This is a genomic window from Erythrobacter colymbi, from assembly GCF_002155685.1.
Taxonomy (GTDB): domain Bacteria; phylum Pseudomonadota; class Alphaproteobacteria; order Sphingomonadales; family Sphingomonadaceae; genus Erythrobacter; species Erythrobacter colymbi.
In genome coordinates this window covers 53822-68716 of the sequence record NZ_MUYK01000010.1, presented here as the reverse complement: position 1 = coordinate 68716, position 14895 = coordinate 53822, and the positions used below count along the sequence as shown (strand labels likewise).

Below are 14895 nucleotides of genomic sequence, written 5' to 3'. Positions count from 1 at the left end.
CCGCTCCCTCACAACCGGCGCCGGCCGCCTACCTCCCGGCTGCGGTCCGCAACGGGGAAAGCAGACCTTGGCACGAGTGCGAGTATAACAAAATTAACATGCAGCAGCTTCCGCGTCGGCAATTGCCTGCGCGGTCTTGTAATCGGGCTTTCCGTTGTTGAGCCTGAGCGACTGCGGGGTGAGGATGTAGCGGCGCGGGATCTTGTAGCCGGCCAGACCGGCGCGGGCATGGGCATCGAGCGCGGCCTCGTCGACTGCGCCCTCCGGCTGCACCACGGCGACGACCTTGCGCCCAAAACGCGCATCCGGAAGGCTGACGACGCGCACGTCCTTCACCCCCGGATGGCCGAGCAGCACCGCCTCGACCTCTTCGGGGAAGACCTTCTCGCCGCCGGTGTTGATGCACATGTTGTCGCGCCCGATGAATTCGAGCGTGCCATCGGGCGACCAGCGCGCGCGGTCGCCGGTCATCAGCCAGCGCTTGCCGCCGATGACGGGGAAGGTCTGGGCGTTCTTCGCGTCCTCGCCGAGGTAGCCGAGCGGCAGCGGGCCGGTGCGCGCGACGATGCCGACACCGTCGCTGCCGGGAAGGATTTCGGCGAGGTTCTCGTCGAACAGCCTGGTCTCGCGCCCGGGGAGAGGCTGGAACTTGCCCCCGCCGCTGGAGCCTTGCGCGGTGGTGATGACGATCCCGGTGCCCGAGCTTTCCGACGAACCCAGCGCATCGACGATCATCAGCGCCGGGTGATGGCCGATCAGTCGTGCCTTCAGGCTCGCCGAGAACACCGCGCCCGAGGAGGTGATGCTCCGCAGCGAGGCCAGCACCTCGGAACCATCCCCGCGCGCATCGAGCCGGTCGGCGAGCGGTAGGGCGAAGGCGTCGCCAACGATGAAGATGCCGCGCGCACCCAGCCGCTTCACTTCGTCGAGCGCCAGATCGGCGTCGAATTTCGGGCCCGGCAGCAGCGCCAGCGTGCCGCCCTTCAAGAGGTGGATCACCGCGGTGAACTGCCCCGCGCCGTGCATCAGCGGCGAGAGAAGCAGCAGCGGCGAGGTGCTGGCGGGATGCTCGGGGCCGATCGCGGCGGCCTGCGCGACCTGCTCGGCAAGGCTCTCTACCACCAGCGGCGGCGTACCCGGCGGGCGCTGCCACAGGCCGATGTTGAACGCCTGCCACGCCTGGTCCATTGGCCACATCACAGCCTTGGGCATCCCCGTGGTCCCACCGGTCGCGGTGAGGAACAGGGCTTCGGAATCGTCATGGACCGCGAAACCTTTGGGCAGCGGGGTCTCACCCAGCGCGGTCCAGTCGCCGCTCCCGACATCCACCGTCAGCGCGCCTGTGGGCATCGCGTCGCGCGCCGCATCGGCGAAGTCGCTCTCGGTGAACAGCGCCTTCAGCCCGAAGCGGGTGAAGATGTCCGCCAGCTCGCGCGCCTTGAAGTGGTAGTTCACATTGACCGGCACCACGCCTGCTTTCACGCAGCCGAAATAGGCGAGCATGTAGTCGGGTGTGTTGCGCAGCATCTGCCCGGCAATGTCGCCCGGCTTCAGCCCGTGCGCCAGCAAGCCCGCCGCGATCCGGTCGGTGATCGCATCGAGCTCGCCCCAGCTGACGACCCGCTCGCCATGCACCAGCGCGGGCCGTTCCGGCGGGATCGCCCCCGCCAGCGCCTTCAACACCACCCCGAAATTCGCGCCCGCAAATGCCATCTTTTTCCGGTCTCCCTGTCTCTTTCGCTAGCCCCGCCAGGGCTTGTGTTCCCCTACGTAAATGATGAGGACAATCGGAAAAATTGCGGTAGTCTTCCGAATCAGATAACAAAGAGAGGAGCAAGGCCACCCCATGGCTACGAATGTTGTCGAACTGCGCACGCCGCAAGGCCGCGAGTCGCTCGAACAGCTGCTCGAACAGGTCACCATCACCTGCCCCGAAGACATCCACGACGCCGCGGTGAACCTCGCCCGGATCGCGCGCGAGCGGGGGATGCAGGTGGCGGTGTGCGACGACATCTCGTCCAAGGAACCGATGGTCGATGCCGACGGCACGATCCTCAACGCCGATATCTTCCGCTGGCTCGACGACGGCGCGCGCTGGTGGGAGGATCACCGCCTCGCGCTGCATTCGCCGCTGCCGCGCGCCTGCCGCTATGAAAGCGAGCCCTTCTGGGTCAACCGCCACGGCTTCAACACCCGCTGGCGCAACCACTACCTCGCCGAGATCGATTTGAACGATTTCGAGCGCCGCGCGCTGTGCAAGGCGGCGATCGTGATCCCGGTGCACCTGCCCTTCGGCCAGATTTCCGCGTGCAGCTTCATCAGCGAGGACCGCACCAAGGAAGACCTGACGGTCGAATTCGCCGAATATGGCGCGCTGTTCGCGATGGTCACCCGCTGCTTCGTGGCGGGCTATGTCCAGGCCAACCGCACCAAGCGGCGCATCCCGTCTGACTGCGTGCTCTCCAAGCGCGAGGTCGAGTGCCTGCGCTGGGCCGCAATCGGCAAGACCGACAAGGAGATCAGCATGATCCTCAACCGGTCGCACGCCACGATCCGCTACCACATCCACCGCGCGGGCGAGAAGCTCGACAGCGTCAACCGCGCGCAGACGATCTTCAAGGCGGGGCAGCTGGGGTACCTGGGCGCGTCTGATTAGCGCAGCCGCCTCCGCGGCTGCGTCCTCGGTGCTGTTTCGATCCCTGCGGGATCGAGCACCTGCGGCTCGCGCCATGCGCTCGCGGCCCTGCGGGCCGGATCAGCGCCTAAATCCACCCTCCTCTTCAGAGGAGGGTCGCGAGACTTACGGAGCGAAGCGGAGTTAGTCGCAGCGGGGTGGTGAAGGCTGCCGGGCGCGAGCCTCCGGCCCGCGCAACCACCCCCAACCCCCTCCTTTGAAAAGGAGGGGGCTTTCCGCTTAACCCAGCTTCCTCAGCGGCTCGCTGCCGTCCCAGCCCACGCCCGCAGCCTTGATCATCCCGAACAGGTCCGGCCCGTCCTTCGCCTGCTGGAGGATCTCCACCAGCGTCCCCGGCCCGCCGCCGGCATCGACATAGATCGCCTGGCTGGTGCCGAAGGTGCCCTCGATCATAACCTCGGCGCCCTCGGCCTCGCACACGGCGCGCGCGTGGGCGATGTCGTCCACCAGAATGCACACGTGGTGCAGCCCGTTGCCGGTCGCGCCGTATTCGCCGGTGTAGACCGAGGGGTGATTGTCGCGCGAACGGATCAGCTCGATCTGGAGGTCGCCCCAATAGGCCAGCGCGAGGTCGAACACCGCATCGGTCGGCTGGCCGCGATATTTCATCCCGTCGAGATGGATGCCCTCGATCAGGAAGAACGGGCCGACGCCCATCGTCTCCGTCCAGTGCCTCACCGCCGCGTCGAAATCCTCCGGCACATAGGCCAGCTGCATGATGTCGCCCAAGGCGGCGATTTGCCCTTCAGACCCATATTCCTCTCCAATCCGATAGGGGTTCTCGGCCCAAAGCTGTGTGATATTCTTCGCCGGAGACACTGCACAAAGTGCGAGGACGAGAGGCGGGGGCCCCACCCCCGATGAGGACCGGAAAAGCCCCATGAACGAGATCAAGGACATTGCCCGCGGCGACCGCTGCCCGGGGATCAGCTACACCGACATGCTCAACGGCGACACCCGCCGCGCGCCCGATTACCTCTTCGAGGAATCGCACATCGAGATGCCGGACGATCCGCTGCCGGTCGCGCCCTATATCTCGGAGGAATTCGCCCGGCTCGAGCGCGAGAAGATGTGGCCCAACGTCTGGCTCTTCGCTGCGCGCGAGGACGAGATGCCCGAGCCCGGCGACACGGTCGTCTTCGACATCGCAGGCAAGAGCTTCCTGCTGATCCGCCAGAAGGACGGCAGCGTGAAGGCCTTCTACAACGCCTGCCTCCACCGCGGCCGCAAGCTGCGCACCGAGAGCGGGTCCTCGGTGCAACTGCGCTGCCCGTTCCACGGCTTCACCTGGAGGAACGACGGGAGCCTAAAGGAAATCCCCTGTTCGTGGGACTTCAAGCACCTCGAAGGCAAGGACATGGACCTGCCGCAGGCGCGCGTCGAGCTGTGGCAGGGCTTCGTGATGCTCACCGAGAACCACGCCCTGCCCGATTTCAAGACCTGGCTCGGCCCGGCGGCCTCGCATTACGAGCGCTACGATTTCGAGAACCGCTATACCGGCATGTGGGTGCAGAAGAAGATCCCTGCCAACTGGAAGGCCACCGCCGAGGCCTTCATGGAGGCCTGGCACTCGATCACCACGCACCCGCAGCTGCTCGCCTTCCTCGGCGATGCCAACACGCGCTATGACCTGATCGGCGATCACTTCAACCGCGCGATCACCCCCTCGGGCGTGCTCAGCCCGCACGTGAAGGGCAAGAATTCGGACTACGTGCTCGAGAAGATGAACGAGTTCTCGGGCGGGCAGGACGCGCGCACCAACCGGCGCTTCTCGGCGAGCGAGGAAGTGCCCGAAGGCTACGATGCCGATGATCCGCTGGGCGCGCGCAAGCTGCTCGCCGAGGCGGGGCGCAAGGGCTTTGCCGAGCAATATGGCTACGACTATTCGGACGCCGCCGACACCGAGATCCTCGACAACTTCACCTACAACATCTTCCCCAACTTCGCGCCGTGGATCGGCTTCCTGCCGACCCTCGTGTACCGCTGGCTGCCGGGCGACACGCCCGACTGGTGCATCATGGAAATCCGCCTGCTGTTCCCGACCAAGAAGGGTGAGCAGCGCCCGCGCGCAGTGGCAATGACCTACATCCCGGACGACGAGCCCTTCGCCTGGGCGAACGACATCATGGGGCCGCAGCTCGCCAACGTCTTCGATCAGGACATGGCGAACCTGCCCTACGTTCAGGAAGGCATGAAAGCGATGAAGGACGGGCTGATGGAGCTCGGCCACTATCAGGACAGCCGCGTGCGGCACTTCCAGACGACGCTGATGAAGTATGTGAACGGGGAGCTGCCGGCTGCCTCGTGACCCCCTTCGTCATTGCGAGCCGAAGGCGAAGCAATCCATGGATCGGGGGTTCCGCGGGCGGCACGGTTCGGTCATGGATTGCCGCGTCGCTTCGCTCCTCGCAATGACGAAAGAATGAAACAGGCATGAGCTTCTCCTTCGACCTCTCCGGGCGCACCGCGCTCGTCACCGGCGCGTCCTCGGGACTTGGCACCCGCTTCGGGCGCATCCTTGCGGCGAGCGGCGCGAATGTGGCGCTGGGCGCGCGGCGGGCCGACCGTCTGGCGGCGCTCGCGGCCGAGATCGGCCCGCAGGCCGCCGCCGTGACGATGGATGTCGCGCGCGAGGCCGACATCATCGCCGGGTTCGACGCCGCCGAGGCCGCCTTCGGCCCCGTCGACACCGTCATCGCCAACGCGGGCGTCGATGGCGCCGGGATGGCGACCACCATATCCGAGGCCGAGATCGAACAGACCCTCGCGATCAACCTCAAGGGCGCAATCCTCACCGCCCGCGAGGGCGCGAAGCGGATGATGGCGCACGGGGTGACGAAGGGGAGGATCGTCCTGATCGCCTCGATCACCGCCTTCGAGCCCTCGCCCGGCCTTGTCGCCTATGCCGCGTCCAAGGCCGGCGTGGTGCAGGCGGGCCGCACACTGGCGCGCGAATGGGCGCGGGCGGGGATCAACGTCAACACGGTCTCCCCCGGCTACATCCGCACCGCGATCAACGATGCGTGGTTTAATACCGAGCCCGGCCAGAAGCAGATCGCCCGCTTCCCCAAACGCCGCCTGATGGGCGAGGAGGGGCTGGACGCGATGATCCTGTTCCTGTGCTCGGACGCCTCCGAGTTCGTGACCGGCACGGACTTCGTGCTCGACGACGGGCAAACGCTCTAGTGACGCGCCGCCTGATCTCGCTCGCCGCCGGGATCATGCCTGAGGCCACGCCTTCCCAGCTGATCGAATGCGCCGCCGCGAGCGACTTCGACTTCGGCGGAATGTGGGTCGAACGCGAGACCTGGACGCCCTCGACCACCCGCGCGATCCGCGCTCAGGCCCGCGATGCAGGGGTGGAGCTGCTCGACTGCGAGGTCGCGTGGATCATGCCCGGAGCGCCCGATCCGTGGCTGACCGAGCTGGTCCACATCGCCGCCGAGCTGGGCGCGCGCAACCTCCTGTGCGTCTCCAGCGACCCCGACATGGCCGCCACCACTGCCAAGTTCCAGACGCTGGTGGATGCGGCGGAGGGCACGGGCGTGCGCGTCAATCTCGAATTCGGCATCTTCACCGAGGTGAAGACGATCCACATGGCCCGCGCGGTGCTCGAAGCGGTCGAGGGCGAGGCCAAGGCGCTACTGGTCGACACGCTCCACTGGGCGCGCTCCGGCGGGACGGCGGAGGACCTCAGCGCGATCCCGCGCGAATGGCTCAGCTACTGCCAACCCTGCGACGCGCCCGCGGACGGACCCGACGCAAGCAACTTCGACGCGATCATCGACGACGCCATCAACCGCCGGATGCCGCTCGGCCAAGGCGGGTTGCCGCTAGCCGCAATGGTCGATGCCCTGCCCGCGCACCTGCCGATGGCGATCGAGGAACGCTCCGCGGCCTTGCGCGACGGCTTTCCCGATCTGATCGAACGCGCCCGCGAATGCGCGCGCACCAGTCGCGCATGGCTGGACGGGCGCGCCGCATAGTCGCTACACCGGCACCACGCCGGACTTGCCAAACTTCTGGGCAACAAGCAGTTTCGCCGTCCATGAGCCTGACCTTCATTCGTCACGCTGCGGCGAAACGCATTCTCGCGCGCCTCTCGCTCGCGGCCCTGCCGATGGCGTGCCTGCTGCTGGCCACTGGCAGCGAGGCCAGCAAACGTATTGCAGAGGCTGACGATCAGCTGATCAGCCTCGCCTGTGACCGTGATGTGGTCATGCTCGGCGAAAATAGTCACGGCGACGGAGCAACAATCGCGATCAAGGTCCGGCTCGTACGGCGACTGGTCAAGGAATGTGGTTTCTCTGCGATCGTGTTCGAGAGCAGCTTCTATGACATGGAAGAGCTCTCCAGCCGGACCCCGCCGGATGCGCGCTACGACCGGGCGCTGTTCCTTTCGGCCATCGGGCGAATCTGGTCGCAATCCGCCGAGTTCGCGCCGCTCGCCGACTGGGTAGCAACCCAAAGCCCGACCACCCTGACGCTGGGAGGGATGGACCCGCAACTCGGCTCGGCCGGAGCGTTCTATTCACTCGACGCCTTGCCGAGCGATCTTGTCGCTCTCCTTCCGGAGCAGCAGCGCGAACCCTGCCGCGCCGACATGATCGGGTGGATCAGGTGGACGACAGACCGGGCCGCTGCCCAGCCGCGCATCGCCGCCTGCCTCGACGCCATCGAGGCAGAGTTGGCAACCGCATCGGGCGTTGGCCCGCAGCTGGCGCTTTATGCGTCATCCTTCCGCGATGCGCTGGCATGGACAGGATTGCAGGGGCCTGACCTTCTAGCCGCGCGCGACAGCGCAATGGCGAAGCGTCTATTGGCCTTGCGCGAAAGATTGGCGGGCCGCGGCAAGGTAATCGTGTGGACCGCCAATGCCCACGCCGCTTACGGCGGGCTAGAGAAGGGGCAGCCGACTGCCCGGATACTGAAGGACGCTCTGGGTCGCCGGCTGTTCACGGTCGCATTTTCGGCCGCGGGTGGCTCCTTCCGGTGGTCACGCAGCGAAGTCCGCGAGATCGCGCCGGCACAGCCGGGCGATCTCGAGCGGATCGTACTCGGCGAAAGACAAAGTGCCGTCGCGAATCACGCCGATCTTGCTGCGATCAAAGCCGTAGGCGGCATGGCGCTGGGCCAGCACAAGCACGAGGTGCGCAACTGGGCGGAACTGTTCGATGCTGTCTATGTGCTGGCCGAAGAACGTCCGAAAACCGCCGTCGTGGAGCAATAGACCGCTCGCTATGATCCCCGCGCGTGACCGGCGATCTCGCTCGCCAGACGCGGGATCAGCGGAACCGGCAGGTCATGCCCCCAGCCCGGCACCGTCACCAGCCGCGCGCCGGAGATCGCCTTGGCGGTCGCCTCTCCGCCGGCGAGTTTCACCAGCGGGTCGGCCTCGCCGTGGAGCACCAGCGTCGGGGTGCGCACGCCCGCGAGGCGCGAGGTGCGGTCACCGTCGTCGATGATCGCGGCAAGCTGCCTCGGGAGCCCCGCCGGATAGACCGAGCGACGCATGTTCGCGAGCACCCGCTCGCGCTGCGCCGCCTCGTCGAAGGGGAACGCCTCGCTGTCGGGGCTGCCGATATTGCGCGCGATGTTGAGGCCGTGGGCGATCAGCGTGTCCTCGTCCATGCCCTTGAGCGGTGCGGTCAGCGCCTCGATCGCGTGCTTTTCGGCCTGGGGCAGCTTGCCGCTGCCGGTGGTCGACATGATCGAGGTCATGGTCAGCAGCCGCTCGGGGTGGTGGATCGCCATCAGCTGGACGATCATCCCGCCCATCGAGGCGCCGACGACATGGGCCTTGTCGATCCCGAGCGCATCGAGCAGCCCGATCCCGTCATCGGCCATGTCCTTGAGGGTGTAGGGCACCTTGGCCGGGAAGCCGATCTTCTTGCGCAGCACCTGCACGGCAGGCGAGGGCGCGCGGGCGCCTTCGAACTTCTGGCTGAGGCCGATGTCGCGATTGTCGTAACGGATCACCCGGAAGCCGTCGCCCGCGAGGGCCGCGACCAGCTCGTCCGGCCACAGCGTCATCTGCGCGCCGAGGCCCATGACCAGCAGGATCACCGGGGCATCGGGGTTGCCCTGTTCTTCGTAGAAAATCTCGATCCCGGTGTTGGGCGTGGTGACGGTGGGCATGGGTCGCGCGGTTCCTCTCTTCAGGCCCCGTCAGCTATTTCCACGGGGGTCCGGCGATATCGAAGCCGCGCGCGTCCAATTGGTCAAGCACTCCGCCGCTTTCCGCCAACACCCTTAGCGGCACGACCGCGAGCGTGGTGCCGGTGGCGGCGCTCGCCTCGGCGATGCGGTCGACCCAGATCGTCCTCAATTCGCTGCCCAAAGTCTCGTCCGCCCAGGGCCAGCACTGGCCGAGCGCGGCCTCGAGCGGGTTGTTCATCACGGCGGGAATCTTGAAGCGCCGCCAGTTGGTGGCGCGCTCCTCGACGATCCCCGGCCCCGCCTCGACCGCGTCCATCGCCGCATCGAGGCGGGCGATGTGCGCCGTCGGCGGCGCTTCGAAGAGGTTGTCGATCACATCCTCGCCGCGCAGCGTGGCGGCGCGGGTGATCGCGACATCGGCCTTCTCGGCGGCGTCCTTGACCACGTCCGAGGCATCGCGCGCGGTGTCCCTGTTGAAGCGCAGCTGCTTCCGCAGCATCTCGAAGGAGGTGAGGAGGAATGACTGGCGCGAATAGTCCTCCTTCTGCGCGGCGGCGAGCGCTTCGAGCCGCTGGAGCTGGGCCGCGTCGAGGTAATCGGCGGCGACGGTCTTGTCGGGCAGCTTGGTGAGCTTGCCGCCCGAGAACATCAGCCGGAAGATGTCGCCGGGCGAAACCTTGGGCCGCGCGCCGAGGATCACGCGGTCGGCCTCGCGGGTCGCCTCCTCGAGCCGCGCGGGCTCCCACGGGGTGGTCTTCGGGATCGCCCGGATCTCGCCGACGAGGATGACGGTGCCGGAGGCGGTGGTAACGGTCCACATTGGCGCACCCGAACGCTGGGCGGTGACGACGATGGCGTTCTCTTCAGGGGCGGGTGTGTCCTGCGCCGCGAGGGGGGCGGCAAGCAGCGCCGCAAGCGAGAGGGAAGTCAGCATCTTCTTCATCATGCGCCCCATCATTGCATCGTTGGCAGCTCGCTAGAGCGGTCCGCCTGAACGCTAGCCGAACTTCCTCCTCCTCCATTCGTCCTGAGCTTGTCGAAGGGCTGTCTTTCATTTCGCAGTGCAGCAAAAGAGAAAAGCAATCCTTCGACAAGCTCAGGACGAACGGTTCAGGTTACCAAGCGGAAAGCCCGTGCAGATAGTGCCTTACCCGGTGCAAATGGTCGCCCCAATGTGATTGGTAGCCGAACCGGAACTCCCAGATCGCATCGGCCTCTGGACCGTTTTCGAAGGCCCACACGACCTTGCTAAGATCGGCCGCGATCTCAGCCAATTCGGACGTCGCGAAGGTGCACATGGCCTCCTGATCAGGCCCGCCTTCCGGGTCGAGGAGCCAGATCACGTCATCTCTTTCGAAGAAGCGAGCCGCATTCTGGCCAAACGCGGCTTCATTGAACTGCGGCGCCTCAAGCGCGTCGGTTGTGGCCGGTTCGACATCTGGGGTATCGAAGTAGACGCTGACGAGGTCATCCAGCGCCATCGCTATGTCGCGCAAAGTGGAAGCTGTGTTCTCCGGCTCAAACAGCAAAAGATAGCGATGGATCGCTACCTCGATCCTTTCGCGTTGCTCACTCACGGCACCAGCACCGTATCCTTAGCCTCGTCCGCCATCGCGGGGTAATCGAGCGTGTAGTGCAGCCCCCGGCTCTCCTTCCGGCGGAGCGCGGATTGCACGATCAGCTCGGCCGCCTGCAACAGGTTGCGCAGCTCGATCAGGTCGGTCGTCACCCGGAACGCGCCGTAGTAGTCCTCGACCTCGCGCTTCAGCAGTTCGATGCGGCTTGCGGCGCGTTCGAGGCGCTTGGTGGTGCGCACGATGCCGACGTAGTTCCACATGAAGCGGCGGATTTCGGTCCAGTTCTGCTTGATGACGACCTCTTCGTCGGAATCGGTCACGCGGCTTTCGTCCCACGGGAGGATCGCGGGGGGTGCCTCCAAGGTGTCCCAGCGCGCGAGGATGTCCTGCGCGGCGGCCTCGCCGAAGACGAAGCACTCCAAGAGCGAGTTGGACGCCAAGCGGTTCGCGCCGTGGAGGCCGCTTTCGGTGCATTCGCCCGCCGCCCACAGGCCGGGGATGTCGGTGCGCGCCTGCAAATCCACCACCACCCCGCCGCAGGTATAGTGCTGCGCGGGGACGACCGGGATCGGCTGCTTCGTCATGTCGATCCCGAGGCCCATCAGCTTCTCGTGGATGGTCGGGAAGTGCCCGCGCACGAACTCGGGGTCTTCGTGGCTGATGTCCAAGTGCACGTAATCGAGACCGAAGCGCTTGATCTCGGCGTCGATCGCGCGGGCGACCACATCGCGCGGGGCAAGCTCCATCCGCTCGGGATCGTAGAAGGTCATGAAGCGCTTGCCGGTGCGCGGGTTGATCAACCGCCCGCCCTCGCCGCGCACGGCCTCGGTGATCAGGAAATTCTTGGTCTCGAGATGGTAGAGGCAGGTCGGGTGGAATTGCATCATCTCCATGTTGGAGACCCGCGCGCCAGCGCGCCACGCCATCGCGATCCCGTCGCCCGTCGCGCCGCGCGGGGCGGTGGAGAACTGGTAGACGCGCCCGGCGCCGCCTGTGGCGAGGATCGTCGCGCGGGCGACATGGCGCTCGACATGGCCGGTCGCCTCGTCGAGCGCGTAGACGCCCCACACGCGCCCGGCGGCGGAGAAGTGCTCGCGGTGGCGATCGGTGATGAAGTCGATGCAGGTGCGGCCCGGCAAGAGGGTGATGTTGGGGTTCGCCTCGGCCGCCTTGAGCAGCGCTTCCTGCACCGCCCAGCCGGTCGCGTCGTCGACATGGACGATGCGGCGGTGCGAATGGCCGCCCTCGCGGGTGAGGTGCAAGTCCCCGCTCTCGCGGTTGAAGGGCACACCGAGTTCGCACAATCGGTCGATCGAGGCGGGCGCGCGCTCGATCACGAACTCCACTGTCTCGCGGTCATTGAGGCCGGCGCCGGCCACCATCGTGTCGCGGATGTGATCGGCGAAGGTGTCGCCCGCATCGAGCACCGCAGCGATCCCGCCCTGCGCCCAGGCGGTCGATCCGCCGGTGAGCGAGCCCTTGGCCAGCACCAGCACCCGCCGGGTCTCGGCCAGTGCCAGCGCCGCCGTGAGCCCCGCCGCGCCCGATCCGATCACCAGAACGTCATGCGCCGACCCGTCACCCGCTTCCCGCCCGGTGTCCTGCAATGCCTTGTCCTTCCTGCCCGCGACGTGCCGCGCGGATTTCCTGATAGCAAGAGCGTCGCCTGTCATCAAAATTACGGCAAATGACTAGTAGATTTTACCTAGGTCACCCTCGATCATCCTGCTAACCTGCTGCCAATGCGTCGACCGCCCACCGCGGCGCCGCATTCGGGCCGCCAAACAGAAGAACGAACGTCCAAACCTCTCACCCTTGGCGATCATTTTCATGTCCGTATTCAATACCGTCGGATGCTTCTTCAACCGGCACGAACCCTCGCGCCGCCACGTGGTGTGGGACGGGCGCGCCTATGTGGGCAGCTGCAAGTATTGCGGGAGGCCGATCCAGCGGCATGGCAAGCAGCACTGGCGCAAGCGAACGGTCGACGAAGCCGGCCTGCCGCCCGCTTCCTGACGCGCAAAGCGCGCCGCTCAGCCTGCCGCCGTCAGCTGGACGAAGACATCCTCGAGATCGGCCTCGCGGGTGGTGACATCGGCGATCACCAGCCCCTGCGACTGGAGAATGCCGAGCACCTGCCCGGCGTTGAGGCGGTCCTTGTCATAGGTCACCTCGACCGCGCGGGCGCCGTCCCATTCGACCTTGCCGAAAGCCTCGTGCGCGGGCGCGACGGCGAGATCGTCGGCGGCGGTGATCACCACCACCTTCTCGCGCGCCATGCCGACGAGTTCACGGGTCGGCTTGTCGGCGATCACGCGGCCGTGGTTGATGATCGCGATCCGGTCGCACAGCTCCTCGGCCTCTTCGAGGTAGTGGGTGGTGAGCACCACGGTCACGCCCTCGCGGTTGAGCTCGCTGACGAGCTCCCACAGCTGCCGGCGCAGATCGACGTCGACGCCGGCGGTGGGCTCGTCGAGCACCAGGATCGGCGGGGAATGGACCATCGCCTTGGCGACCAGCAGCCGCCGCTTCATGCCCCCCGACAGCGTGCGGGCATAGGCATCGCGCTTGTCGGAGAGCCGAACCGCCTCCAGCAGGGCCTCGGAGCGGCGTAGCGCGGCGGGGATGCCGTAGAAGCCAGCCTGGTTCTCCAGCACCTCGAAGGGGGTGAAGAAGGGGTCGAAGACGATTTCCTGCGGGACGATCCCGATCGAGCGGCTGGCGTTGCGACGGTGCGCATCGATGTCGAAGCCCCAGATGTCGACGCTGCCGGAGGTCTTGTTGACCAGCCCGGCAAGGATGTTGATCAGCGTCGACTTGCCCGCGCCGTTGGGGCCGAGCAGACCGAAGATCGAGCCTTGCGGCACGTCGAAGCTGACCCCGCCCAGCGCCAGCTTGCCCTCGGTCACGGTGCCCTTCGCGCCCTTGGCGGGGGCATAGCGCTTGACGAGGTTGTCGATGCGGATCGCAGGCTCTGTGGACATGGCGCTGACCTAGGCAAGCCCACGAGCAAAGGCAATTGAACTCGTGGCCCGGCGCCTGTATCGGCTGGGGCCATGAGCATTCCCCCACCCGAAACCCTGCTGGTCGAGACCCACCGCGTTTCCTGCGACGGGTCCAGCGGCATCCGCGGCGGCGCGGGCTATCGCCCGGCGGCGCTCGGCCACCCGCGCGTGTTCCTCGAGATCGACGAGCGCGGCTATGTCGATTGCGGCTATTGCGACCGGCGCTTCGTGCTGAAGGGCGGCCCGGCCGACGGCGCGGATCAGGCGAGCCTGCCCGACGTCGCCTCGGGTGCGAGCCCGGCCCACCCGTGACCAGTCCCCATCCCGCTCAGCGCCGGTTAAGGCGACGCGGGGCAGGAAGCGGTCAGGTTGTTCGTGAGGAGAAGTCCGCATGATTCGTCTGACCCACCGCAAGCGCGCGATCATCGGCTGCGCGGCCGCCGCGCTCGCCATTGCCGCCTCGTCCTCGCTCTCGGCGCAGATCCAGGCCGCCGCGCAGGGCGATCTCGAAGCTGACGCGCCCGAAGCGCTGGAAGCTCCCAGTCAGACCCGCGGCGAACAGCGCCTCGCGCGCCTGCTCGAAGGCCGGGTCGCGGGCGAGCCGACGCAATGCATCCGCTCGCTGCCGAGCCAGCGGATGCAGACCATCGACGGCGCGGCCTATGTCTATGGTTCGGGCAACACGATCTGGGTGCAGCGCACCCTCGACCCCGAGCAGATCAGCGACACCGACACGCTGGTGGTGCGCCGCTACAGCGGCTCGCAGCTGTGCCGGTCGGATTTCATGACCACGGTCGACCGCTACAACGGCTTCTTCACCGGCGCGGTGTTCTTCGGCGACTTCGTGCCCTACACCCGCGTCAAGCCCGACGCGAAGGGCGAAGGCTGAACCGCAATCCCGGCGCGCGGCGGGGCCGAGGCCCTGCCGCAGCCAGTTGCCGTGCCGCAGGCGCAGGCTTCGCGCAGGGTTTCCGAGATGCCGCAGGTCGGCTCTCCCATGACGCCGAGATAACGGCACGCCCCGCCTGTCTCGCGCTGCGGATGCAAGGGGCCTAGGACTTCGCCCTCGACCCGCGAGAGCACCTGTTCGGCACGGCGATAGGCAGTGATTTCGGCATGGAGTTCACCCAGCGAGGCCGCACCGGCCAGCGCAACATGGCGCTCCTCGCGCGCGGCCTGCTGGCACGGAGCGGCGGGGGCCGCTGCCGGACGTAGTCGCACAGTGCCATGCGGCACGGCATCAGGACCGGCGAGGTCACCGCTGCCCGGTTCGTCCAGCGCCACCACGCCGCCCTGCCAGCGACCGAGCGCCCACGAGGCGAGCGCCACGCACATCATCATTCCGCCCAGCGCCGCCGGGCCTGCCGAAACATCCATCGTCACCTCCCCGTCCAATTCCGTCCGGGGGAGCCTCCCGTAGCCGCCCCGAAGCACACAGCCTCACGCACGCCACCGATCC

Annotated in this window: 16 protein-coding genes; 8 read left to right on the top strand and 8 right to left on the bottom strand. The window is 66.9% G+C overall.

What is annotated here, in order from left to right; translation table 11 throughout:
• Positions 1-93: 93 nt before the first annotated feature.
• Positions 94-1713, bottom strand: a complete 1620-nt coding sequence (locus BZF57_RS15650; protein ID WP_086739706.1) for an AMP-binding protein — start codon at positions 1711-1713, stop codon at positions 94-96.
• A gap of 133 nt (positions 1714-1846) precedes the next feature.
• Between BZF57_RS15650 and BZF57_RS15645 the strand changes: the two genes are divergently transcribed.
• A complete protein-coding gene (locus BZF57_RS15645) occupies positions 1847-2656 on the top strand; it encodes a helix-turn-helix transcriptional regulator (protein WP_206073283.1) in 810 nt (269 codons plus the stop codon).
• A gap of 258 nt (positions 2657-2914) precedes the next feature.
• On the opposite strand, the gene BZF57_RS15640 is transcribed toward BZF57_RS15645, so the two are convergent.
• Positions 2915-3424 carry a VOC family protein gene (locus BZF57_RS15640; protein WP_338029946.1) on the bottom strand — a complete coding sequence of 170 codons (510 nt, stop codon included), beginning with the start codon at positions 3422-3424 and terminating at the stop codon, positions 2915-2917.
• A gap of 151 nt (positions 3425-3575) precedes the next feature.
• Between BZF57_RS15640 and BZF57_RS15635 the strand changes: the two genes are divergently transcribed.
• From BZF57_RS15635 to BZF57_RS21275, 4 genes are all read left to right on the top strand, one after another.
• Positions 3576-5003 (top strand): aromatic ring-hydroxylating oxygenase subunit alpha, encoded by a 1428-nt coding sequence (locus tag BZF57_RS15635; RefSeq protein WP_086739704.1) that lies wholly within the window; start codon positions 3576-3578, stop codon positions 5001-5003.
• 125 nt (positions 5004-5128) lie between these two features.
• Entirely contained in the window at positions 5129-5881 is a 753-nt protein-coding gene (locus tag BZF57_RS15630; RefSeq protein ID WP_086739702.1) for an SDR family NAD(P)-dependent oxidoreductase, read from the top strand.
• Positions 5881-6681 carry a sugar phosphate isomerase/epimerase family protein gene (locus BZF57_RS21280; protein ID WP_086739700.1) on the top strand — a complete coding sequence of 267 codons (801 nt, stop codon included), beginning with the start codon at positions 5881-5883 and terminating at the stop codon, positions 6679-6681. The genes BZF57_RS15630 and BZF57_RS21280 overlap by 1 nt, the downstream gene beginning before the upstream one ends.
• A 62-nt stretch (positions 6682-6743) precedes the next feature.
• Positions 6744-7925: an erythromycin esterase family protein gene (locus BZF57_RS21275; protein WP_162291030.1), complete on the top strand. Its 1182-nt coding sequence runs from the start codon at positions 6744-6746 to the stop codon at positions 7923-7925.
• Positions 7926-7933: 8 nt separating this feature from the next.
• Here the strand turns inward: BZF57_RS21275 and BZF57_RS15615 are convergent, their stop codons facing one another.
• From BZF57_RS15615 to nadB, 4 genes are all read right to left on the bottom strand, one after another.
• Complete coding sequence (locus tag BZF57_RS15615; RefSeq protein WP_086739696.1) at positions 7934-8833, bottom strand: alpha/beta fold hydrolase; 900 nt, start codon at positions 8831-8833, stop codon at positions 7934-7936.
• A 34-nt stretch (positions 8834-8867) separates the two neighbouring features.
• Complete coding sequence (locus BZF57_RS15610; protein ID WP_240506015.1) at positions 8868-9800, bottom strand: TraB/GumN family protein; 933 nt, start codon at positions 9798-9800, stop codon at positions 8868-8870.
• 169 nt (positions 9801-9969) lie between these two features.
• A complete protein-coding gene (locus tag BZF57_RS15605) occupies positions 9970-10431 on the bottom strand; it encodes a DUF5063 domain-containing protein (RefSeq protein ID WP_086739694.1) in 462 nt (153 codons plus the stop codon).
• On the bottom strand, positions 10428-12104 hold the full coding sequence (gene nadB, locus BZF57_RS15600; protein WP_240506014.1) for an L-aspartate oxidase: 1677 nt from the start codon (positions 12102-12104) through the stop codon (positions 10428-10430). The genes BZF57_RS15605 and nadB overlap by 4 nt, the downstream gene beginning before the upstream one ends.
• 157 nt (positions 12105-12261) lie before the next feature.
• On the opposite strand from nadB, the gene BZF57_RS15595 reads away from it, so the two are divergent.
• Positions 12262-12447, top strand: a complete 186-nt coding sequence (locus BZF57_RS15595; protein ID WP_143738520.1) for a hypothetical protein — start codon at positions 12262-12264, stop codon at positions 12445-12447.
• Between the two features lie 17 nt (positions 12448-12464).
• Here the strand turns inward: BZF57_RS15595 and BZF57_RS15590 are convergent, their stop codons facing one another.
• Positions 12465-13415, bottom strand: coding sequence for an ABC transporter ATP-binding protein (locus BZF57_RS15590; protein WP_086739688.1), 951 nt, complete (start codon positions 13413-13415; stop codon positions 12465-12467).
• A gap of 72 nt (positions 13416-13487) precedes the next feature.
• Between BZF57_RS15590 and BZF57_RS15585 the strand changes: the two genes are divergently transcribed.
• Positions 13488-13748, top strand: a complete 261-nt coding sequence (locus BZF57_RS15585) for a zinc-finger domain-containing protein (RefSeq protein ID WP_086739686.1) — start codon at positions 13488-13490, stop codon at positions 13746-13748.
• A 79-nt stretch (positions 13749-13827) separates the two neighbouring features.
• Positions 13828-14325 carry a hypothetical protein gene (locus tag BZF57_RS15580; protein ID WP_086739683.1) on the top strand — a complete coding sequence of 166 codons (498 nt, stop codon included), beginning with the start codon at positions 13828-13830 and terminating at the stop codon, positions 14323-14325.
• On the opposite strand, the gene BZF57_RS15575 is transcribed toward BZF57_RS15580, so the two are convergent.
• Positions 14286-14813, bottom strand: a complete 528-nt coding sequence (locus BZF57_RS15575; protein WP_086739681.1) for a hypothetical protein — start codon at positions 14811-14813, stop codon at positions 14286-14288. The genes BZF57_RS15580 and BZF57_RS15575 overlap by 40 nt on opposite strands.
• Positions 14814-14895: the final 82 nt, after the last annotated feature.